We start from the raw sequence: 20,859 nt of genomic DNA on the forward strand, positions 1-20,859 counted from the left end.
TGGCCGGGAAAAAATGGCGGGAGAACAACCACAACAGGCCGCCAACCGCGGCATTGGCCGCAACGGTTGGCAGCGCTATCGTCGGCTTAGCAGCCTGAACCGGTCAGGCTGTCGGGGGTGGGCACCAGGTTTTCAAAATAGGCATCGAAATCGGCACCACACATGCTGGGCACGCCGCCGGGGTTGAAGCGGCTGCGCGCCCCACCGCACATCAGGGTGTCACCGCAGCTGAGGGTGCTGATGTCGACGATGGGGTAGCGGAAGTGCCGGGGAGTGCCCTCTGCGCGGTTGTGAACGGTCCACCAGGTTGGACGGGCACTGTCATACCAGACCGGACAGGGGCCGGTTTCGCCAACCGCCTGAAAGGCCGGGCGGCCCGCATAGAATCCCATATTTTGGCTGTCGCCGGGCACAAAGCCGGCTCGAGTGTTGAAACCGCAATAGTTGGCGTAGAAGCCAACGTAGATCTTGGTGTCACCGCTGGGCGGATAGCTGGAGCCGATGGATTGGCTGCTGCACCAGGGGGGCGTGCTGGTGTTGGTCCAGGTACTGCCCTGGTAGTTGGCGTCGAGGAAGCACACTTGGTCCGGTTCCGCATTGCGGATATTCAGACCCGCATCGACGGTGTTATTGGTGATGAAGATGCGGGCCTGCCCCGATGAGTCAAACCCGAGGGTGTCGTCCATAAAGGTCGCGACGGTTTCGCTGGCCCGATAGCCAACGCCGCCCACCGTAGAGCGCATCAGGTTGCTCCAGGCGGTGTTATCGGCCACCTGCCAGTTGCTGTAGCCGCTGAAGTCGTCCAGCCCGCCCAGCACCAGAGGCTGCCCCTGGCTGTCGCTAAAGGTGGTTTGCTGGTAGGTGCCGGTGCTGCTGCCACAGGTGGCGGCAGAGGTCAGCGGGAACACACAGCCGTAGCCGTCACTGTCCGCCACATCGTCCAGTCGCAGCAGCCACAGATCATTGGTGCCGTTGACCAGGGCGACGTTGCTGCGACTGTAGGGAGCACCGGCCACTGCGACCTGAGTCTGCAGCCGTCGGTACAGCCGCGAGACCGCGGTTTTGGCCAGGTCGCACTGGGTTTTAGTCTGGGTGCCAACCGGCGGGGCCTCACAGATGTTGCGAACCGTGCTGACATCCGGGTCGGCCAGGCCATCGGCGACGGCGGCCTGCCATGCCCGGAAGTGACGGGCTTCGGCATAGAGGTTGGCGGCCTGAGCCTGAATGCCATAGAAGTAGTGGCTGAGGTCCTGCACTTTGGCGTAGTAGTCGGTATCGCCAAAGGTGAATGAGGCGGGGGCACCAAAGGATTTCACGCAGGCATCCAGCAAGCCATCAATGCCGCCGCCGGGCACCAGTTCCGTGTGGATGCGGGTCAGCCTGGCGATGACGCCATTGCTGGAGTCGAGCACTTCAGAAACCCAGGTTTCCATGCAGTTTTCGATGTCGTCCACCTGACAGCTGGTCAGCGGGGGCAGATCGCCGTCGTTGGTGCGGGAGGACCAATCCTGCAGGATGTTGGTCCAGGTGGTGATCTGAGAGACGTCATCAGAGATGGTGTTGAACGCGGTGGAGCATTGTCCGGTCTGGATCTCACCGGCAATCAGGTTCAGTGCCTGATTCACTTCGGTGGTCAGGGCGGCAATCTGCTCGGAGATCCCCTCCAGCTCACTCTCGATGGGGGAGAGGTCCACCAGTGGGGTGTCACTTTCGTTGGCGATGCCAAGGGAACCCAGCAGGTAGCTGGTGGCGGTACTGCCGACGGTGCTGCCCACCCCTTTAAGCACCGCACTGAACAGCACGGTGGCCGGTGACGGGCTGGCACCCAGGGGTGCGGTGGCGAGCATCGGTTGTGAGGTGGCATCGTCAGAGAGTGGGCCCGGCACCGCCGGGAGTGCGTGGATTCCGGTAATGGTGAGGAAGCGATCTCCCTCCTGCAGGCCCAGCTTGCGCTGTTTAACCAGTATCACCATATCGGTCAGATTGTCGTGGTTGAGGTCGTCGTACAGCACCTCTTTACGCCACGGGCGTACCTGATTGGGGCCAATGCGCAGGGCGTCGGCATCGATGGCCATGATGTCGAGGTTTTCGGCGGCGCTGCCGTAGAGCACCACCGCAATCAATCCCCGTTTTTCCAATTTTTCCAGGCAACGCTGCCCGGGTGGGGCCTGGTGTTTTGCTGCCGGATTGTCCTGCTTTTTGGCTTTACCGGGTTTATCTGGCTTGGCAGAAGAGGATGCCGCTTTGCCTGTACCCAGATTGAGCAGCGCGCAGGCCACATCATCGGGCAGGTATTCGAGGGTATCGGCATCGAACTCGGCAGTCCGGTTGGGGTTGGCCAGTGCCGGAGCCGTGAGCCAGGTGGCAGTCAGAACAATGAGCAGGGCCGATAGCAGGCGAGCTGATGGGGTCACAATCTTCTCCTTATTGGGGATACATCGAACCGATTACGGAGGGGCGGACACCACGCTCGTTATGAAGGGATTGTTGATGGAGGTGCTGTCCGGCGCCCAATAAGGCTAGGACAAAAACCGGACGCTGGGGCGAGGACAGCGGCAGGGGCTTAGGGGGCACCCGCCTTTTAGCTCGGAATCGCGCTGGGCGGGGGCAATGGAGTGAGGCAGGCCCCGGGGCGAGGGCGGGAGAGTCAGACGATAACCTGGTAATGGCTGTCGGGCACGGCCACCGCTTGTCCCTGGTAGCCCCAGGTCCGGGCCACCCGGTTCAGATCCAGTACCTCGGCGGGTGAACCGTCGGCAACGATGCGGCCCTGTTCCATTACCAACACCCGGTCGCCGTAGCGACTGGCCAGGTTGAGATCATGGAGTACTGCGACCACGGCGTAACCGTTCTGGTGGGCCAGCTTTGCCGCCAGTTGGCAGATGCGGTGCTGCTGGGCCAGGTCCAGTGCGGAGGTGGGCTCGTCCAGCAACAACACCGGATCCGATTCGGCCTGGCACAGTTGCAGCAGCACCCGGGACAGCTGCACCCGCTGCTTTTCCCCGCCGGACAGGGTCAGGTAGTCCTTCTCTGCCAGTGCGGTAGTATCGGTGGCAGCCATGGCATCCAGTACCGCCTCGCGCCGGGCGCTTTCCGACAGGCTCAGGGGGTAAGCGCCCATGGCGACCACATCCCGGGCGGCAAAGCCGAAGGTGAGGGTGCTGTGTTGGGGTAACACCCCAAGATGGCGGGCCAGTGCGGTGGCTGGCCATTGGTTAAAGCGCCGGCCATGCAGCGCCATGGTGTGGCGTGGCAGGCCCAGATCACCGGCAATCCCTTTTAACAGGGTACTTTTACCAGCGCCATTAGGGCCCACAATCACCGTAAACTCGCCGGCATGCAGGTTCAGGTGGTCGGCCTGCATCAGAGTGCGGCCGCCCACGGCAAAATGAAAATCGCGGATTTCGAGCATGGGGTTATCCGAAACGGCGCCGCTCTTTGAGCAGCAGATAGAGGAAAAATGGGGTGCCAATCAGGGCGGTCATCAGCCCGACCGGTAACTCCGCCGGTGACACCAGGCGGCGTGCCCCCATATCGGCCAGCAACAGCAGCAGGGCCCCCAACGCGGCACTGAGGGGGATCACCTTGCGGTTATCCGGACCCACCATCATTCGCGCCAGGTGAGGCACCACCAGGCCGATAAAGCCGATGGGACCGCTGACCGCCACGGCCAGGCCCACCGCCAGTGCGGTGGTGGCCATCAGGCGCAGCTTGAAGCGCTGCACCGGAATGCCCATATGACGGGCTTCCGACTCCCCCAGCAGCATGGCATTCAGCTTCAGGGCGTCCCGGGACAGCACCAGTAACAGCACCAGTGTGCTGACCAGCATGGTCCAGATGGTGGCCCAGTCGCCACCGGCCAGAGAGCCCATCGACCAGAGGCTCAGATCACGCAGGGCCTGGTCACTGGCGATGTAGTTCAGCAGGCCCAGACCGGCGCCGGTGAGGGCGGCAATGGCGACCCCGGCCAGCAGCATCAGCGCCACGCTGGTGCCACTGGGGCCAGTGGCCAGCCGGTACACCAGCAGGGTGGTGATCAGGCCGCCGATAAAGGCAAAAAGGGCCACTGGTGCCATGGAGCCAAACAGCACCATGGCGATGGCGGCGCCCAGGGCGGCGCCGGAGGAGACGCCAATGATGCCCGGGTCAGCAAGCGGATTACGAAACAGCGATTGCATCACTGCCCCGCATTGAGCCAGCAGAGCACCAACGGCGATGGCCAGCAGGGTGCGGGGCAGGCGAACCTGTTGGATCACCATCAACTCCGGCTTACTCAGGCTGTCGGCCAGGCTGGGAATCAGCAGGCTCAGGCTGGCTTTGGCGCTGGTGGCGGCGGAGATCCCCATCGGGCCTACGGTCATCGACAACGCTGAGCACAACAGCAGCCCAGCCAGCAACAGCGTTCCCGTCAGTTGGGTTTTACTCACCGGCCGCCTCCATGGCCAGAGCATTCAGTCCCTGGGTGTCCAGCCATTCCTGCAGATCCTGTGCGGTATCCAGACCGCCGAGGCTGAGGCCACCGATCATCGACTGAGCCGGCAGGGCATACACCCTGGCCGCGCCGGGCAGGTGTGCCAGAAGCGGATGCTGTTCAACCAGGTCCGGCACCGCTTCGCCAGGCATCTGTATGGTCAGCAGAGCCTGAGGCGCCAGCGCCAGGATCCCTTCGGCGGTGATGGAACGGTAGCCCTCAAAGTCCGCCAGGTTTTCTGCACCGGCCAGGGTCAGCAGGGTGTCTGCGGGCGTGCCTTTCCCGCCAATACGCAGGCCGCGCTGGCTGGAGCTCATCAGGAACAGCACTTGGGGTTTGGCGCGCGTGGCGGCGCTCTGGCGGCTCAGGCCATCCAGTTGCTGGGACACCTTGTTCACCAGCGCTTCCCCCTGGGGCTCCCGCTCCAGTACTTTGGCCAGTTCGCGAATGTGGGCCTTCAATGCCTCGCCGGTTTGTGGATTGGTCATCACCAGAACCGGAATGTCGGCCTGGCGCAGGGTGTCCAGGGTTGAGGCCGGGCCAGCGGTGTCCCCGGCCAGCACCTGGTCCGGGTTCATCGCCAGGATCCCTTCGGCGGAGAGTTGACGGTGGTAACCGAGGCGAGGCAGTTGCGGGTCGGCCAGGGTGCTGCTGACGTCGACCGCCACCAGCTGGTCGGCGGCTTCCAGCGCCACCACGATCTCGGTCAGGGCAGCATTGACGCTGACCACGCGCTCAGCGGCGTGGGCAGGAAGGGTGAGGGCGGCAAGCAGGAAAAGTGAACGGATCATTGTGCGGGCTCCATAACAAATTGCACTTGCGTCAGGCCCTCGGCCTGCAGCAACGAAAACAGTTGTAGTACCGGTTCCAGCGGTACGGTTTTGTCCCCCGCCACCAGGATGGGGCGTTGGCTCAGGTTGGGTTCGTTCAACAGGGCCTGGCGCAGGGCATCCAGACTGGTATAGGGGGTCTTATCCAGATGCCAGTGTGGGGCGTCCGGACTCAGCGCCAGGTGCACCGGATTGGGTGGCGGCATGTCGGCGGCCTGGCTCTGGTGGTCTTCCGGCAGCTCCATCGACAGCAGGGTGGTAACTGGGTTGGCGGACAACATCAGGAACACCAGCATGATAAAGATGATGTCGATGAGCGGGGTCAGGTCGAGCCCCTCCATCATCGGCTGGGGTGGCTGTGAGCGGATCATGATGCGGCCACCCGTGTTAGCCGGGGGCGAGGCTCAGACTGGGGCAGTTCCGCGCTGTCCATCTGCAAGTGACAGTGGTTGAGGATATGTTCCACGGCCCCGAACTGGTGGTCCGTCAGCACCCCCAGCAGGTGGGCTGAAGCAATGGCGGGCAGGGCAATGGCCAGTCCGGCAGCAGTGGTGCCCATGGCCAGCCCTAAGCCTTCAGCCAGCATCGCCGGGGTGGCGGGGCCGCCGCTGTTGGCCAGCGTTTCAAACATGGTGATCAGGCCGATGACGGTGCCAAGCAGACCCAGCAGCGGCGCAATGACACCAACGGCGGTCAGCAGGCGCAGGTTGGTGTTGGCGCGGCGGCGGGCCGCCGTCAACCACAGGCTGAGCAGGGCTTCCCGGTCATCTTTGCTGGCACTTTGGTGCTTAAGCAGCAGGGCGATGCCTTCCGCCGCCAGGCCTCGGCGTTGCGCTACCGACGTCTTCAGTGTCCCGGCATCGTGCAGGGGTAAGTGCTTAAGCCAGCCGTGGCGTCCGGGCCAGAAGTGCACCATCAGTGCCAGCGCCCGCTGAAGCAGCAACACCAATCCAAACACTGAACACAGCAACAGGGGCCAGGTCATCACCCCAAGCTTGGCGTGGAGCAGGTCAAACAGCATCAAATTGTCCTCGGGTTCTATCAGTTCAGTTCAAAGCGCACCGGCACCCGAACCCGGGACTCATCCACCCCGGGCATGGGGGCAAACTGCCACTGGGCGACGGCCACCAGGGCGCTGTCATCCAGTTGGGTTACACCGGAGCTGGTCAGTACTTCGATGTGGGTTTGCTGGCCGTGGCTGTCGAGCCATACCTCGATCCAGACTTCGCCTTGTAAGCCCCGCCGCTTGGCGGCTCTGGGGTAGCGCGGCTGCACCGGAGGCGCGGTCAGGGCGGGCTTTCCCTGGAGCGGCGGTGCGGCGTTGGGCTCAGGGTGGGCCTGGTCGCTTTGCGCCGCTTCTGCCAGCGTGTCGTTTGTGGGGATGGGTTCTGTCACAGCCATCGCTTGGGTTGGCGGGGGAGCAACCGGAGTGGAGGGGGCTACCGGTCGAGGCTTTGGCTGGACGACCGGTTGAGGCTTGGGCTCCGGTCTGGGCTCAAGTTTAGGTTGCGGTTTGGGCCGGGGCGCCGGTTTCGGTTCTGGAGCGGCTTTCGGCGGCGTGGGCTTGGCCGGACGCAGGGCCGCTTCCGCTAACAGGGAGACCGCCATGGGACTGATGCTGGTGACGCCCGGCTTGGGCAGCACCAGTGGCGGTGTTGGCATCAGCAGCAGCGCGTGCAGCGCCAGTGTGAGCAGCAGGGCGGGCCAGAGCCAGGACGTATCAGTGTGCATCGCAGTGTTACGGCATCGGTGAGTGAAAGTTCAGATTGGGGCTGAGTATGTGATCGTTTGAATGCTATTGCAAATGAGATCGATTTCGATTTAGATCGTATCAATCGATTTTGTTGTACCGGTGGATGCACCGCCGGTGCCGTTTCAGGAGAGGTAACATGATTGAACTGCAACAGGCGGTAGCCAAGGCGCTTGATGCCAGCCCCGGCGCCACCACATCTCAGTTGGCGCTGGACCTTGGGGTGAGCGAAGCCAGTGTGGTGGCGGCCCTGCCCGACAACATGAGTGTGCCGTTGGACATCGACCTGTTGGATGAACTGCTGGCAGAGCTGCCGGAGTGGGGCCCCATGACCACCATCGTATTTGCCGGTGGCAGCGTGTTTGAGTTCAAGTGCCCCTTTCCGAAAGGCAAAAGCGCCTACGGCTACTACAACCTGATGGGCAAGCATGGCTTCGAGGGCCATCTGAAGCTCGATAACGTCGGCAGCATCTACCTGGTCAGCCGGGCCCACCGGGGCGCCGAGAGCCACAGTTTCCAATTCTTCACCCACCGGGGTGAGCTGGTATTCAAGCTCTTCCTGGGTCGGGATAAGGCGCGCAAGCTGCTGCCTGAGCAGTTGCAGCGCTTTGCCCAATACCGTTCCAAAGCCCAACCGGAAAAGGTCGAATCATGAGTCAAGACGACAAGCAGCAGCGCCTCGATAGCAAATTGAGCGAAGAGGTGGCCGAATTCAAAGCGGAGCGCAAAACTCTGCAGCTGGCGACCAGTGACGAGCAGGGTGACCCCCACGCCAGCTACTGCCCCTTCGCCTGGACAGAGCAGGGGATCTGGGTATTGGTGAGTGATCTGGCCAAGCACAGCGCCAACCTGAAACGCCAGGCTACTGCGTCCATGATGCTGCTGGAAGATGAGTCAGAGAGTCGGCACCTGTTTGCCCGACGGCGCCTCACGATGGATGCCGGAGTGACCCTGGTGGAACGTGGCACTGGCGATTGGCAGAACGGCGTTGATGCCCTGCGTACCCGCTTCGGTGAGATGATCGACAACCTGTCGGCCTTGACCGACTTCCACCTGTTTCTGCTGGTGCCGGAGGAGGGGCGTTACGTTAAAGGCTTTGGCCAGGCATTTGTGGTCTATGGCGCGGAGCTGAACCGCTTTGAGTGGATGCGGGAAAAGGGCCATGGCGGCAACATCAGTGAAGAGGATGCGGCGTAAGCGCTGAAATCTGACCCCCCATTTCCAGCAATACATGCCCGAACCGCCTTAACTGGCGGTTTTGGCGCATGTCAAAAAATGCCAATTAAAACAAATGGTTAAAAACAGAAGAAAAGGGTTTACTTGCTCACTATACGATCACTAGAATGCAAATCGTTCGCATTTGCATGTGGGATTCAAGGAGAGCGTGAACCATGGTTAAGGTTTCCAAGGTAGCCGTCAGCGTGTTGCTGGCCATCAGCCCGTCCGTGATGGCTGAGGCCGTGCCGGTTACCCAGTTCGATCAGGTGGTGGTGTCTGCCAGCCGCGGTGAGGAACAGAAGGCCCAGGACGTCCCCGCCAGCATGGTGGTGATCACTGAGGAGAAGATTGAGCGCGAGCAGGCCGCCTCCGTGGCCGACCTGGTCAAATATGAGCCGGGCGTCAGCGTGTCGGGCAGCGGTCGCTTCGGTGGCAGCAGCGTCAACATTCGCGGCATTGAGGGCAACCGGGTCAAGATCCTGATCGACGGTGTTGATCAGCCCAGCGAGTACGATTCGGGCACCGAGTTTATGCGTGCCGGTCGTAACTTCGTCGATGTGGATACCCTGAAACGGGTGGAGATCATCAAAAGCCCCGCGTCCAGCCTGTACGGTTCAGACGCCCTTGGCGGCGTGGTGGCGTACACCACCAAGGACCCCGCTGATTACCTGGGCCCCGATAACCGCTTTGGCGGCAGCGCCAAGGTGGCCTACCACGGCGACAGTGAAACCTGGTCGGAAACCCTGGCTCTGGCGGGCCGCACCGGTGGGTTGGAAGCCCTGCTTCAGTACACCCGTCGTGACGGTCATGAGCTGGATAACCAGGGCACCCAAGGGGGCATCAGTGATGAGCGTACCCAGCCAAACCCGCTCGACATCAGCTCTGACAGCCTGCTGGGTAAGTTGATCTACAAAGGCTTTGAAGACCACGAGATTGGCCTGGTGGCGGATCTCTACGCTGAGCAGAGTGAAAGCGACCTGCTGACCGAAAACGATGGTGCCCCCGGTGAAGAGGGCGTGACCTACGCCAACCAGCGCTCCGACGACAGTGCCGACCGCCTGCGCCTTGGCCTGTACCATCGCATCGACAAAGACACCCTGCTGTTTGACCGCCTCAAATGGCAGCTGGATTGGCAGCAGAGCGAGACCACGCAAACCACCTACAACTGGTACCAGTACACTGGTGATCGTCGTCTTGACCGACAGTACGATGAGGACCGTCTGGGCTTTACTCTGGACCTGCATAAGTCGCTGACCACCGGTGCCATCAGCCACACCTTCAGCTACGGTGCGGAATACGAAGACCGCTCACTGGAGAATCACAACACCACCACGGTGTACGCCACGGGCGACGTCACCGAGTCCCGCTACGTACCGAAAGCCGATGCCACCAGCTACGGCATTTATCTGCAGGATGAGATGGTGTGGGGCGCCCTGCGGATCACCCCGGGGGTTCGTTACGACAACTTCCGGATGACCCCCAACAAGGATGACCTCTACCACTACCCGGAGACCTTTGAGGACCACAAGAGCGATAAGGTGACCTGGCGTCTTGGCGCGCTGTACCAGATCAGCGATAACGTGGCGGTGTTTGGTCAGTACGCCCAGGGGTTCCGGGCGCCGGATCTGAAGGAGATGTACTACGCCGAGGACAGTGGTCGGGGCTACGCGTTGTTGCCGAACTCGGAGTTGGACCCGGAGCAGAGCGACGCTTATGAGCTGGGCCTGCGCCTCAGTGGCAGCTACGGCGCCATGGAGCTGGTGGGTTTCTACAACGACTACCAGGACTTCATTGAGCAGACCGTCGCCTACGGTGATCCGGCTTACCCCTATGGCCTGTTCCAGTACAACAACGTGGCAGAAGCCACCATCAAGGGGGCGGAACTGTCCGCCGAGCTGTGGCTGGATGCCATGGGGGCGCCGGAGGGCTGGGTGATGAACCTGGCGGTGGCCTACGCGGATGGGGAAGGCAAAGACGATGCTGACAGTGCTGAGCGCCCGCTCAACTCGGTGAATCCCTGGAGTTCGGTGATTGGCCTGGCGTATGACCACAGCTCTGAGCGCTGGGGTGGGGCACTGAACCTGACCTACAGCGCCGCCAAAGACAGCGATGACATTGCGCCGCCCACCGACTTTATGGGCAATCCGCAAGAGGCCTTTGCCACCGACTCCTACACCGTGGTGGACCTGTTGGCCTACTACAAGCCGATGGAAAATCTGACTCTGCGTGCGGGCGTGGAGAACCTGTTCGATGAGGTCTACATCCAGTGGCAGGATGTGGCGGGGATGGAAGCCGGTCGCAGCTATATGGATCGCTACACCCAACCGGGTCGCAACTTCAACGTCAGTGTGAAGTTTGATTTCTGATTAAGCCGTTGTTGAACCAAAAGAAAAGCCCCCGAACATCGGGGGCTTTTTGCGTTTGAGTCAGAACCAGGGATCAGGCTTTGGCCGGTACGGCCGGGGCCTCAGCGCCTTGCTTCTTCACCCACAGCAGCAGACCGGCCAGGGTGGCAACCGGGATGACCACGTCAAACAGGGTGCCGGCGGAACCGAACATCAGGTTCAGGGCGGTCACCATGGTGGCACCGATGGCCCAGGCGATCATGGCGGTCACACACCAGATCTCCATCTGGGCTTTGGTGTCGTCTACACCCAGGGTACGGGTCACAACGTGGAAGTAGGAGTCGTTAAAGTGGCTGAAACCGATGGAACCCACGGCACAGGCCAGGGCCACAAACACCGGTTCCAGACCCAGACCGGCCACCATCGGGGCGGTGATGGTGGCAGCGGTGATCATGGCCACGGTGGCGGAGCCCTGAGCCAGGCGCAGCAGGGAGGCGATGGCCAGCGGCACCAGGATCGGCGGCAGGCCGGTCGCGGCGATGCTTTCAGCGATCACGTCACCGGCACCGGAGGCACGCAGTACGGCGCCCATGGCACCACCGGCACCGGTGACCAGCAGGATGATGCCGGTGGAGGAGACGCCCGCTTCCATGGACTGAATCACTTCCTCACGGGGCATCTTGGAGGTCAGGCCGTACAGGGCGATCAGCAGGCCGATGCCCACGGCGATCACCGGGTGACCCACCAGGTCGATGGTGTGGTGCAGCAGGGTCGGGTCCTGGCCTTCTGCCGGGCCACCCACCAGGGTGCGGATCAGGATCAGTGCGATGGGCAGCAGGATGGGGGCGAAGGAGAGGAAGTTGCTCGGCAGCTTGGCCTCTTCGTCAGCGCTCATCTCTTTCACGCCTTTGAACAGGGTCGGCTCGGTGATCCACTCACCGTTTTCCGCCGGTACGCGGTAGTACTTCTCACCCACGCGGCGGGTGTAGAAGATGGTGCCCAGCATCATCGGGATGGAGACGATCAGGCCCCAAACCATGTAGGAACCCAGGTCCACACCCAGCAGGGCGGCAACGCCTACCGGGCCCGGCGTCGGCGGCACCATGGCGTGGGTGATCAACAGGCCGATGGCCAGGGTGGCGCCCAGGCCAACCATGGATTTGCCGATGTTCTGGGAGATGGCGCGCACCAGGGATTGCAGCAGTACGTACGCGGAGTCACAGAATACCGGGATGGAAACCAGCACACCGGTGAAACCCAGGGCGATGTCTTCGCGGCCTTTACCGAACAGCTTGATAAAGGTGCGCGCCATGCGCTTGGCGGCGCCGGACACTTCGAAGCAGGCGCCCATCATCACGCCGAAGCCGATGATCAGGCCGATGGAGGACAGCGTGCCACCAAAGCCGGAGGTGAGGGCGGCGGTCAGGTCATTCGGCGTCATGCCGGCCAACAGACCAATGATCAGCGCAGTGATGATCATCGCCGGGAAGATGTGAATCCGGGTTTTCAACACCATGGCGAGTAGAGCCACGAGACCCGCTACAACGCCGATGATAGTGGTTTCCATGAAGGTACCTTTTTCTCTTCTCTATTTAAGGTTGCGCCGGGCTGCTGTGCGCCCGGCGTCGTTTTGCTTGGTTTTTTTCTGGTTATTTCGCCAGGTAGGGTTTCACCCAACCCAGGCCAAATGCGGTGCTGTGGCGCGGTTTGTATTCGCAGCCGATGTAGCCGTCGTAGTGCTGGTCCAGCACCTCAAACAGGTGCGGGTAGTTCAGCTCGCCTTCGCTGGGTTCGTGGCGCTCCGGCACGGAGGCGATCTGGACGTGGCCAATGTGCTGGCCCATCTGCGCTATCAGGCGGGACAGGTCGCCATCCATGATCTGGGCGTGGTAGAGGTCGAGCTGCACCTTCACGTTGGCGCGGTCGATCGCCTCCACCAGCTCTACCGCTTCCATCTGATGTGCCAGGAAGTAGCCGGGCACATCACGGTCATTGAGCGGTTCAATCTGGATGGTGATGCCGTGCTCGGCATAAAGGTCGGCGGCCCAGCGCAGGTTGTCGATAAAGGTGGCGCGGTGGGCGTCGTAGTCGTACTGGCTGTCGACGATGCCGGCCATGGCGTGCACCTTTTTGCAGTTCAGCGCCAGGGCGTAAGCCAGGGCCTGCTCGGCATTGGCGCGGAACTCCGCTTCGCGACCCGGGATGGCGGCCATGCCACGCTCTCCGGCGTCCCAGTTGCCCGGGGGCATGTTGAACAGGGCCTGCTCCAGGCCGTGAATGGCCAGTTGCTCCGCCAGTTCGCCGCTGTCGAAGTCGTAGGGGAACAGGAACTCCACCGCGTCAAAGCCAGCGTCGGCGGCGTGGGCGAAGCGCTCCATAAAGGGCACTTCGGTGAACAGCATGGTCAGGTTGGCAGCAAACTTAGCCATAACGGCGCTCCAGTTCGGAAATTTGGTCTTCGGTGAGGTAGCGGATCGGCTGGTTTTCCAGCATCAGCATCAGCTTGGCGGTCTCTTCCAGCTCTTCCATGTTGTCCACCGCGTTGATCAGGCTGGTGCCGGTCACAACCGGGCCGTGATTGGCCAGCAGCATGGCGCGGTGGTCAGCAGAGAGCGCGGCCAGATCACGGGCGATCTCGCTGGCACCGGGGGCGTAGTAGGGCACCAACGGCAGCTTGCCCACCCGCATCACGTAGTAGGGGGTGAACGGGCGAATCACGTTGTCCGGGTTGAGGTCAGCGCGGCAGGAGAGCGCGGTCAGGTGGGTGCAGTGCAGGTGCACCACCGCCCCGAAGTCGGGGTTGGCGCGGTACATCGCCAGGTGAAACTGAACCTCTTTGGAGGGGCGGTCACCGCTGAGGTGTTCGCCCTCCAGGCTGACTTTGGAGAGGGTGTCCGCCTGCAGCCGGCCCAATGAGGCGCCGGTCGGGGTGGCCAGAATGGTGCTGTCGGCCAGTTTGACGGAAAGGTTGCCCGCGCCACCGGTGGCGTAGCCACGGGCAAACAGGGAGCGGCCCAGTTCCACCATCTGCTGACGCAGGGCTTGTTCCTGCTGGTGCAGTGCTGCCAGATTCATTTCGCCTCCGGGATCATCGCCTGGGCGTCGAAGAAGAAACGCTCCTGGCCAAAGTTGCCGGACTTGAGGGTCAGGCTGATGGGCTCGGAGACGGCGCGCACCCAGGGCACCCCCGGAGCGATCGGCGGGCCGATGTGGAAGGCTTCCACATTGAGGCTTTGGGTGACGATGCCGGAGGTTTCGCCCCCCGCCACAATAAAGTTGGTGACCCCTTCCGCTTTCAGACGGGCGGCCAATCGGCCAAAGGTCTGCTCCACCGCGTGGGAGGCTTGCTCTGCACCGTACTGGGCCTGGATCGCCTTGAGCTTCTGCGGCTCGGCGGTGGCGTACAGCATCGGGGCCAGAGCGTTATCCAGACGGGGCAGTACCCAGTTGAGCAGGGTCTCCACGTAGCCGGCGTCGTTCAGGCAGGCTTCCACATCCAGCACCAAGGATTCGGCTTCGGCGCGGTAGGCGGCCACCTGGGCGTTGGTCATCACCGAGCAGGAACCGGACAGCACCACGGTGCGGCCGGCTTGGGGCTGACCCGCAGCCTGGGTGTCGCTGGCGTTGGCCCCTGCGGGCGCCAGATTACGGGCGATGCCCAGCGCCAGGCCGGAACCCCCGGTGACCAGCGCCATGCCCTGTACGGATTGTCCGAGGGTTTCCAGATGGCGTTCGTTCAGGGTATCGACCACGGCATAGCGGTGGCCCTGAGCCTGCAGTTCGGCGTAACGCGCCTGAACCGCCTCGACACCCGCGTCGATCACGCTGGCGTTCACCAGACCGGTGGTGCCCTTGGCCTGTGCGTTCATCAGGCGGATCAGGGAGCTGTCGGTCATCGGGGTCACCGGGTGATCCTTCATGCCGGAGTCGGACAGCAACTGCTCACCCACAAACAGGTGGCCCATGTAAACGCTGCGGCCATTCACCGGCAGTGACGGACAGAGGATGGTCAGCGGGGTATCCAGCGCCTCCATCAGGGCATCGGTCACCGGACCGATATTGCCCTCGGCGGTGCTGTCGAAGGTGGAGCAGTACTTGAAGTAGATCTGCTCGGCCCCCTGCTGTTTCAGCCACGCCAGTGCAGCCAGAGAGTCGGTCACCGCCTGGTCCACCGGGCAGGAGCGGGACTTAAGGCTGATCACCACCGCATCGGTATCCAGCGTCACATCGCCCTGGGGGATGCCACTGAACTGCACGGCACGCAGGCCGTTGGCCACCAGGAAACTGGCGATGTCGGTGGCGCCGGTAAAGTCGTCTGCAATCACGCCGACCCGGATCATGCCTTGGCCTCCGGGGTCACGTTGAGCGGCAGCTCGATGCCCTGGAAGCTGTGGATCACGGCGGAGTCGTCCCACTGGCCGTAGCCAGCATTGGAGGCGTTCACAAACTGGTTGTAGGCGGTGCTGGCCAGCGGCAGCGGAAACTTCAGCGCTTTGGCGGTGTCCGCCACCAGGCCCAGGTCTTTGACGAAGATGTCGACCATGGAGGTGGGGGTGTAGTCACCGTCCACCACGTGTTTCATGCGGTTTTCAAACATCCAGCTGTTGCCGGCGGCGTTGGTCACTACCTCGTACATGGTGTCCAGCGGGATGCCGGCGCGGGCGGCCAGTGCCATCGCTTCGGCACCGGCGGCGATGTGAACACCGGCCAGCAGCTGGTGGATGATCTTGACGGTGGCGCCGAGACCGATCTCGGCACCGATGGTGTACACCTTACCGGCGGTGGCATCCAGTACCGGCTGCAGCTTGGCAAAAGCCGCTTCAGAACCGGAGGCCATGATGGTCATCTCACCGGCGGCGGCCTTGGCGGCACCACCGGATACCGGGGCGTCCAGCATCAGCAGGCCGCGCTGTTCCAGGCCCGCGGCAATCGCCTTGGCGTCGTCCGCGGAGATGGTGGCGGACACCATCACAGCGGTGCCAGGCTTCAGCGCGTCGGCCAGGCCCAGGTCAAACAGGATGGTGTTCACCTGTTTGGCGTTCACCACCAGCATCAGTACGGCGTCGAGGTGTTCAGCAAAGGCTTTGGCATCGGTGCCGACGGCGGTGGCACCATTGGCTTTCAGGGTGGCCAGCGCCTGCTCGTTGAGGTCCACACCGTAGGTGGCGAGGCCAGCGTTAATGCAAGATTGGGCGGCGCCCATGCCCATGGAGCCCAGGCCGATGACGGCAACGGAGTAGGAGGTCATGCTGATCCCTGTGAAAAGTTGTGAATGCCGCAACGGTTTTGGCTTGCACCCCGTTGGGCAGGGAATTTGGGGCGCGATTATCACAGGAATTCACATGTTGGTGGCTTTGCATTCGGTGGCGAGTGAGGAAATGTGATCTCGCCCCAAATGCCGTGTCAGTTGGTCTTACCGGCTGGGCAGGAGGCATGGGCTGAGGTAGACTTTCACAACTTTTCACAGAATGACCCGGTTTATGATCCCCGCTGAACGCCAACGCACCATCCTGGCCCTGCTCGATAAGCAGGAGATCCTCTCGATTGCCGAACTGACCGCGCTGCTGGCGGTGTCCCACATGACGGTACGGCGTGACATCGCCAAGCTGGAGGAGAAGGGCGAGGTGTTCTCGGTGGCGGGCGGTGTGCAGCGGATGCAGGCGGTGCGCGAAGAGCTGGGGCACCTGGTCAAGGCCAGTCAGAACCAGGGCATTAAACGGGCGCTCGGCGAAGCGTGCCGTGACCGGGTGCCACCGCGGGCCACGGTTTACCTGGATGCGGGCACCACCCTGCTGGAGGTGGCCAAGGTGCTGGCGGACCGGGACGACCTGCTGATCGTCACCAATGACTTCTTTATCGCCGGTTACCTGGCGGAACATGGCAAGGGCCAGCTTTACCACACCGGGGGGCTGGTTGACCGCGATAACCACTCCTGCGTTGGCGATCTGGCGGCCCGCTTTCTGCGCGGCCTCAATATCGACCTCGCTTTTATCTCGGCGTCCTGCTGGAACCCCCGTGGCATCTCCTCACCCAGTCAGGACAAGGTGATGGTGAAGCGGGCCATCGCCCGGGTGGCGCGCCAGTCGGTGCTGGTGTGTGATTCCAGCAAGTTTGGCCGCACCGGCACCTTTATGGCGATGGAAACCGCCGAGTTCGATGCCGTGATCAGCGACCCCGACCTGCCCGCCGCCTATCAGGAGCGGCTGGCGGCAGAAGACGTCGAGTGGGTGGCGGTTGGCGTCAGCTGAGCTCTGGCGGGTTGGCAAATGTGCGCTGGGTGGGGGACGAAGCGGGTCATCGGGCGTATCATTCTGCTTCTTGTTCTATCGGAAACTGCTGCACTATGACCCCTGCCATCAACGCGGCCAAAAAGGCCAAAGTCCCCCATCAAATCCATCAGTACCACCACGACCCGGCGGCGGAATCCTACGGTTTGGAGGCGGCCGAAGCGCTGGGAAAATCCCCTCAGCAGGTGTTTAAGACCCTGTTGGCGGCGGATGACGCGGGCAAGCTGTATGTGGCGGTGGTGCCGGTGGCGGGCAAGCTGGATCTGAAGGCGCTGGCCAAAGCGGTTAAGGCTAAGAAACTGGTGATGGCCAATCCCGCCGATGCAGAGAAAGCCACCGGCTATGTGGTGGGCGGCATCAGTCCTCTGGGGCAGAAGAAGCGTCTGCCACTGGTGCTGGACGACAGCGCCAGTCAGTTTGACACCATTTGCGTCTCGGCAGGACGTCGTGGCCTGGAGATTGAGCTGGCCCCCGCCGATCTGCTGAAACTGACCGGCGGCAGTCTGGGCCCGGTGGGGCGCGGTTAAGCGCCCCTACTCACAGCGTGCAGGGCGACCAAAGAAGTAACCCTGCATCATCGCCACCCCTTTCTGGCGCAGGTATTCGGCCTGCGCTTCGGTTTCCACCCCTTCCACTACCAGTGGGATCCGCGAATCCACCCCCATCTGGATCATCGCTTCGAGCATGGTGGCTTTCAGGCCACCGGTGCCGATGGCCTGGGTGTAGCTCTTGTCGATCTTAATCAGGTCCGGCCGGAACTGGCCCAGAAATCCCAGGTCATTGTGACCGGTGCCAAAATCGTCCAGCGCCAGTCGGAATCCGGCTTGTTGCAGGCGCACCAGGCTGGCCACCGTGTCGGCGCCCTGCAGCGGGTCGCGCTCGGTGATCTCAATAACAATCTGGGCCGGGCTCAGTCCGCGCTGCTTCAGCACCGGCACCAGCCAGCTCTCCAGATCCTGGCCAGCCAGTTGGTCCAGGGTCAGGTTGAGGCTCAGGTACTGGCTGGGTTGCAACAGCGGTAACGCCTGGTTGAGCAGGTGGGTGGTGAGGCCATTCAGACGTTGGTGGCGCTCCAGCAGAGTGACAAACAGGTTGGGCGGCACAAACCCTTCGGAAGGGTGTTGCCAGCGGGCCAGCTGCTCGTAGCCCAGAACCTCGCCGGTCATGGCATCCACAATCGGCTGGTAAACCGGGTAGATCTCGCCGCGCTGATAGCACAGCTCAATGTCATTGAGGTACAGCCCCTGCAGGCTGCGCTTACGACGCCACCACATCGGCAGGGCAAAACTCATCGCCAGCCAGGGCACGCCCACCACAGACAGCCAGGACTTCAGGGTATTGCCCAGCTGGCCACTGGGCAGTACCAGTTCGGCGGAGATGGGCCCCTTGGTGCGGATATACCGGTATTCCATCGGGTCGGTCATGTCGGTGTCGCCGAACAGCAGGAAGGGCTGTTTTCGGTAGCGCAGTTCGCCCCGGGCCATAAAGCGGGCCGGGTCTGAGGGCAGCATGATGTCGGTCAGGGTCTGGCGATTGGTGTTGCCCATCACGTAGTGGCCGGGACTGAGCTCCACCATAAAGAGGTACAGCTCGCCGGACAGGGTGGTTTTGCGCGCCAGATAGAAGCCCGGCTTGATGGGATTGCTCAGCGCCAGCTGGTAGTCGTAGGGGGTGATCTCGTTATTGTTGGCGGCGCGACAAAAGCCAATCTCATCGCTGATGTAGGCGTAGTCGTTGGCCAGGCTGGAGTGTTGGGCGCGCACCAGCAGCTTATCCAGCAACTCGGCATCGCAGGCGGTGAAACGGTCGGGCCAACGCTCGCGGGTGTTTTCCATACGCTTTAACACGTAGGCGGAGCGGTCCACCGCAAAATCCAGGTATTGGCCGGTGCGGTAGCTCAGATCCAGTGGCGCCAGCAGCGCCAGCAATGCCAGGCCAAGCAGCATCAGCAGCAGGGCATCCCAGCTGCAGCGCAGGGCTTCATGACAGAGCGAACGGAGTTTAGGGAGCAACACGGTACCACACCGGAACGAGGAACGACGGCGCAGTCTATGAGTCGCTCGCGGTTGCGGCAAGCGGTGAGATCAAACTAATGAAACTTAAACGTTAAGGGGTGATCTGACCGTAACTTTTGCCAAAAGCTGGCTTCATCTTTTACTTGAACTGCGTTAGGCAAGTGTTTACCTATCAATAACATAAAGGCCAGGGCGGCATCGCAATGCCGCCCCGGTCTTCCGGTTCAGTAGCTGGACTGGTGTACCGATTGCACTGAACGGCCGGAGGGATCGGTGATGTTGCGCAGGCTGTCGTCCCAGGCCAGCGCTTCCGGCGTGGAACAGGCCACCGATTTGCCACCGGGCACACACTCTGCCGCAGAGTCGAGCGGGAACTGCTCAGCAAACAGCTGACGGTAGAGATACGCTTCCTTGGTGTCCGGAGTGTTGTAGGGGAAGCGGAAGTGGGCGTTCTCCAGCTCCTGGTCGCTGATCTGGTTGTCTGCAAATACTTTGAGTTGGTCAATCCAGGAGTAGCCCACGCCGTCGCCAAACTGCTCCTTCTGACGCCAGGCCACCGATTCCGGCAGGTAGTGTGCAAACGCTTCGCGCAGCACCTGTTTCTCAATCCGCCCCTCGGTGATCAGCTTGGCCTCAGGGTTAAGGCGCATGGCGACGTCGATGAACGCTTTGTCGAGGAAGGGCACCCGAGCTTCCACACCCCAGGCGGCCATCGCCTTATTGGCGCGCAGGCAGTCATACAGATGCAGCTTGTCGAGCTTGCGCACCGTCTCTTCATGGAACGCCTGGGCATTGGGGGCTTTATGGAAATAGAGGTAACCGCCAAACAGCTCGTCTGACCCCTCACCGGAGAGCACCATCTTGATCCCCATCGCCTTAATCATGCGCGCCATCAGGTACATCGGCGTGGCAGCCCGGACGGTGGTGACGTCGTAGGTCTCCAGGTGGTAGATCACATCGCGCAGGGCATCGATCCCCTCCTGCACGGTAAAGTTCAGTTCGTGGTGCACGGTGCCCAGATGGTCAGCCACTTCGGCGGCGGCTTTCAGGTCCGGCGCGCCCTCCAGCCCAATGGCAAAACTGTGCAGTTGGGGCCACCAGGCCGGGCTGGTTTCATCCTCTTCAATCCGTCGCTGAGAATATTTCTTTGCCAGCGCAGAGGTGATGGAGGAGTCCAGTCCGCCGGACAGCAGCACGCCATAGGGGACGTCACACATCAGTTGACGCTTAACCGCGGCTTCCAGTGCCTGGCGCAGTTCGTCCCGGCTGGCGGGGTTGTCGGCCACCGCCTCGAAGTCGCGCCATTCGCGCTGGTAGTAGGTGACGGCTTTGCCCTTGTCGCTGTCGTAAAACTGACCCGGCAGGAACTCCTCCACCCGGGTGCAGACCGGCACCAGTGCCTTCATCTCGGAGGCAACGTAACGGTTGCCGTGTTCATCAAAGCCCTGATAGAGCGGAACGATGCCGATATGGTCGCGGCCAATCAGGTAGCGGCCGCGGGCCTTGTCCCACAGGACAAAGGCGAAGATGCCGTTGAGCTTGTCGAGGAACTGGCTGCCGTACTTGTTGTAGAGGGCCAGGATCACTTCGCAGTCGGAGCCGGTCTGGAAGGCGTAACCGACGCTCAGTTCCTCACGCAGTTCACGGTGGTTGTAGATCTCGCCGTTGACGGCCAGCACCAGGTTGCCATCCGGGCTGTAGAGCGGTTGGGCGCCATTGTCGATGTCGACGATGGCGAGGCGTTCATGGGCCAGGATGGCTTGCTCATCGGCGTAGATCCCGGACCAGTCCGGCCCACGATGGCGCAGGGTTTTGGCCAGACGCAGGGCGTCCTGGCGCAGCGCTTGCGGATCGGTTTTGAGATCCAGGATGGCGAAGATCCCACACATACAGGCAGCTCCTTGGGAGGGGGAAACAGGGGTCGAAAAGTCACCATGCCACGG

At 62.2% G+C, this 20,859-nt stretch carries 19 protein-coding genes; 5 read left to right on the forward strand and 14 right to left on the reverse strand.

Going from position 1 to position 20,859, the window contains the following annotated elements:
- Nucleotides 1-86 precede the first annotated feature (86 nt).
- The 7 genes from FBAL_RS06290 to FBAL_RS20420 all read right to left on the reverse strand — a co-directional run bounded on the left by FBAL_RS06290 (nucleotide 87) and on the right by FBAL_RS20420 (nucleotide 7,032).
- Entirely contained in the window at nucleotides 87-2,414 is a 2,328-nt protein-coding gene (locus FBAL_RS06290) for a hypothetical protein (RefSeq protein WP_013344741.1), read from the reverse strand.
- A gap of 233 nt (nucleotides 2,415-2,647) precedes the next feature.
- Entirely contained in the window at nucleotides 2,648-3,412 is a 765-nt protein-coding gene (locus FBAL_RS06295; RefSeq protein WP_013344742.1) for a heme ABC transporter ATP-binding protein, read from the reverse strand.
- A 4-nt stretch (nucleotides 3,413-3,416) separates the two neighbouring features.
- Nucleotides 3,417-4,427, reverse strand: a complete 1,011-nt coding sequence (locus FBAL_RS06300; protein WP_013344743.1) for a FecCD family ABC transporter permease — start codon at nucleotides 4,425-4,427, stop codon at nucleotides 3,417-3,419.
- Nucleotides 4,420-5,262, reverse strand: a complete 843-nt coding sequence (locus FBAL_RS06305) for a heme/hemin ABC transporter substrate-binding protein (protein ID WP_013344744.1) — start codon at nucleotides 5,260-5,262, stop codon at nucleotides 4,420-4,422. Before FBAL_RS06305 ends, FBAL_RS06300 begins: the two co-directional genes overlap by 8 nt.
- Nucleotides 5,259-5,672, reverse strand: coding sequence for an ExbD/TolR family protein (locus FBAL_RS06310; protein ID WP_013344745.1), 414 nt, complete (start codon nucleotides 5,670-5,672; stop codon nucleotides 5,259-5,261). The genes FBAL_RS06305 and FBAL_RS06310 overlap by 4 nt, the downstream gene beginning before the upstream one ends.
- Entirely contained in the window at nucleotides 5,669-6,322 is a 654-nt protein-coding gene (locus tag FBAL_RS06315) for a MotA/TolQ/ExbB proton channel family protein (protein ID WP_013344746.1), read from the reverse strand. The genes FBAL_RS06310 and FBAL_RS06315 overlap by 4 nt, the downstream gene beginning before the upstream one ends.
- Before the next feature lie 20 nt (nucleotides 6,323-6,342).
- On the reverse strand, nucleotides 6,343-7,032 hold the full coding sequence (locus tag FBAL_RS20420; RefSeq protein WP_013344747.1) for an energy transducer TonB: 690 nt from the start codon (nucleotides 7,030-7,032) through the stop codon (nucleotides 6,343-6,345).
- Between the two features lie 158 nt (nucleotides 7,033-7,190).
- Here FBAL_RS20420 and hutX point away from each other — a divergent pair, with 158 nt between their 5' ends.
- The 3 genes from hutX (at nucleotide 7,191) to FBAL_RS06335 (ending at nucleotide 10,635) form a co-directional block, all read left to right on the forward strand.
- Complete coding sequence (gene hutX / locus FBAL_RS06325; RefSeq protein WP_013344748.1) at nucleotides 7,191-7,706, forward strand: heme utilization cystosolic carrier protein HutX; 516 nt, start codon at nucleotides 7,191-7,193, stop codon at nucleotides 7,704-7,706.
- Nucleotides 7,703-8,248, forward strand: coding sequence for a pyridoxamine 5'-phosphate oxidase family protein (locus FBAL_RS06330; RefSeq protein WP_013344749.1), 546 nt, complete (start codon nucleotides 7,703-7,705; stop codon nucleotides 8,246-8,248). The genes hutX and FBAL_RS06330 overlap by 4 nt, the downstream gene beginning before the upstream one ends.
- 194 nt (nucleotides 8,249-8,442) lie before the next feature.
- Nucleotides 8,443-10,635, forward strand: a complete 2,193-nt coding sequence (locus tag FBAL_RS06335) for a TonB-dependent hemoglobin/transferrin/lactoferrin family receptor (RefSeq protein WP_013344750.1) — start codon at nucleotides 8,443-8,445, stop codon at nucleotides 10,633-10,635.
- A 73-nt stretch (nucleotides 10,636-10,708) separates the two neighbouring features.
- Here the strand turns inward: FBAL_RS06335 and FBAL_RS06340 are convergent, their stop codons facing one another.
- The 5 genes from FBAL_RS06340 to ltnD all read right to left on the reverse strand — a co-directional run bounded on the left by FBAL_RS06340 (nucleotide 10,709) and on the right by ltnD (nucleotide 15,862).
- Nucleotides 10,709-12,181 carry a GntP family permease gene (locus FBAL_RS06340; protein ID WP_013344751.1) on the reverse strand — a complete coding sequence of 491 codons (1,473 nt, stop codon included), beginning with the start codon at nucleotides 12,179-12,181 and terminating at the stop codon, nucleotides 10,709-10,711.
- An 82-nt stretch (nucleotides 12,182-12,263) separates the two neighbouring features.
- Nucleotides 12,264-13,043 carry a 2-oxo-tetronate isomerase gene (gene otnI, locus FBAL_RS06345; RefSeq protein WP_013344752.1) on the reverse strand — a complete coding sequence of 260 codons (780 nt, stop codon included), beginning with the start codon at nucleotides 13,041-13,043 and terminating at the stop codon, nucleotides 12,264-12,266.
- Complete coding sequence (gene otnC, locus FBAL_RS06350; protein WP_013344753.1) at nucleotides 13,036-13,689, reverse strand: 3-oxo-tetronate 4-phosphate decarboxylase; 654 nt, start codon at nucleotides 13,687-13,689, stop codon at nucleotides 13,036-13,038. Before otnC ends, otnI begins: the two co-directional genes overlap by 8 nt.
- Complete coding sequence (gene otnK, locus FBAL_RS06355) at nucleotides 13,686-14,954, reverse strand: 3-oxo-tetronate kinase (protein ID WP_013344754.1); 1,269 nt, start codon at nucleotides 14,952-14,954, stop codon at nucleotides 13,686-13,688. The genes otnC and otnK overlap by 4 nt, the downstream gene beginning before the upstream one ends.
- Nucleotides 14,951-15,862, reverse strand: coding sequence for an L-threonate dehydrogenase (ltnD, locus tag FBAL_RS06360; protein WP_013344755.1), 912 nt, complete (start codon nucleotides 15,860-15,862; stop codon nucleotides 14,951-14,953). The genes otnK and ltnD overlap by 4 nt, the downstream gene beginning before the upstream one ends.
- A gap of 232 nt (nucleotides 15,863-16,094) precedes the next feature.
- Here ltnD and FBAL_RS06365 point away from each other — a divergent pair, with 232 nt between their 5' ends.
- Nucleotides 16,095-16,862, forward strand: coding sequence for a DeoR/GlpR family DNA-binding transcription regulator (locus FBAL_RS06365; RefSeq protein ID WP_041251208.1), 768 nt, complete (start codon nucleotides 16,095-16,097; stop codon nucleotides 16,860-16,862).
- 95 nt (nucleotides 16,863-16,957) lie between these two features.
- Nucleotides 16,958-17,428, forward strand: a complete 471-nt coding sequence (gene ybaK, locus FBAL_RS06370) for a Cys-tRNA(Pro) deacylase (RefSeq protein ID WP_013344757.1) — start codon at nucleotides 16,958-16,960, stop codon at nucleotides 17,426-17,428.
- A gap of 6 nt (nucleotides 17,429-17,434) precedes the next feature.
- Here the strand turns inward: ybaK and FBAL_RS19520 are convergent, their stop codons facing one another.
- Nucleotides 17,435-18,913 carry an EAL domain-containing protein gene (locus tag FBAL_RS19520; protein ID WP_148226708.1) on the reverse strand — a complete coding sequence of 493 codons (1,479 nt, stop codon included), beginning with the start codon at nucleotides 18,911-18,913 and terminating at the stop codon, nucleotides 17,435-17,437.
- Between the two features lie 227 nt (nucleotides 18,914-19,140).
- Nucleotides 19,141-20,805, reverse strand: coding sequence for an asparagine synthase B (asnB, locus tag FBAL_RS06380; protein WP_013344759.1), 1,665 nt, complete (start codon nucleotides 20,803-20,805; stop codon nucleotides 19,141-19,143).
- Between the last annotated feature and the right edge of the window lie 54 nt (nucleotides 20,806-20,859).

Source organism: Ferrimonas balearica DSM 9799 (assembly GCF_000148645.1).
GTDB classification, from domain to species: domain Bacteria; phylum Pseudomonadota; class Gammaproteobacteria; order Enterobacterales; family Shewanellaceae; genus Ferrimonas; species Ferrimonas balearica.

Excerpts from the sequence above, each read along its gene's own strand:
- FBAL_RS06295 (WP_013344742.1), bottom strand. The coding sequence starts at position 3,412 with ATGCTCGAAATCCGCGATTTTCATTTTGCCGTGGGCGGCCGCACTCTG.
- FBAL_RS06305 (WP_013344744.1), bottom strand. The coding sequence starts at position 5,262 with ATGATCCGTTCACTTTTCCTGCTTGCCGCCCTCACCCTTCCTGCCCAC.
- FBAL_RS06310 (WP_013344745.1), bottom strand. The coding sequence starts at position 5,672 with ATGATCCGCTCACAGCCACCCCAGCCGATGATGGAGGGGCTCGACCTG.
- FBAL_RS06315 (WP_013344746.1), bottom strand. The coding sequence starts at position 6,322 with ATGCTGTTTGACCTGCTCCACGCCAAGCTTGGGGTGATGACCTGGCCC.
- FBAL_RS20420 (WP_013344747.1), bottom strand. The coding sequence starts at position 7,032 with ATGCACACTGATACGTCCTGGCTCTGGCCCGCCCTGCTGCTCACACTG.
- hutX (WP_013344748.1), top strand. The coding sequence starts at position 7,191 with ATGATTGAACTGCAACAGGCGGTAGCCAAGGCGCTTGATGCCAGCCCC.
- FBAL_RS06330 (WP_013344749.1), top strand. The coding sequence starts at position 7,703 with ATGAGTCAAGACGACAAGCAGCAGCGCCTCGATAGCAAATTGAGCGAA.
- FBAL_RS06335 (WP_013344750.1), top strand. The coding sequence starts at position 8,443 with ATGGTTAAGGTTTCCAAGGTAGCCGTCAGCGTGTTGCTGGCCATCAGC.
- FBAL_RS06340 (WP_013344751.1), bottom strand. The coding sequence starts at position 12,181 with ATGGAAACCACTATCATCGGCGTTGTAGCGGGTCTCGTGGCTCTACTC.
- otnI (WP_013344752.1), bottom strand. The coding sequence starts at position 13,043 with ATGGCTAAGTTTGCTGCCAACCTGACCATGCTGTTCACCGAAGTGCCC.
- otnC (WP_013344753.1), bottom strand. The coding sequence starts at position 13,689 with ATGAATCTGGCAGCACTGCACCAGCAGGAACAAGCCCTGCGTCAGCAG.
- otnK (WP_013344754.1), bottom strand. The coding sequence starts at position 14,954 with ATGATCCGGGTCGGCGTGATTGCAGACGACTTTACCGGCGCCACCGAC.
- ltnD (WP_013344755.1), bottom strand. The coding sequence starts at position 15,862 with ATGACCTCCTACTCCGTTGCCGTCATCGGCCTGGGCTCCATGGGCATG.
- FBAL_RS06365 (WP_041251208.1), top strand. The coding sequence starts at position 16,095 with ATGATCCCCGCTGAACGCCAACGCACCATCCTGGCCCTGCTCGATAAG.
- ybaK (WP_013344757.1), top strand. The coding sequence starts at position 16,958 with ATGACCCCTGCCATCAACGCGGCCAAAAAGGCCAAAGTCCCCCATCAA.
- asnB (WP_013344759.1), bottom strand. The coding sequence starts at position 20,805 with ATGTGTGGGATCTTCGCCATCCTGGATCTCAAAACCGATCCGCAAGCG.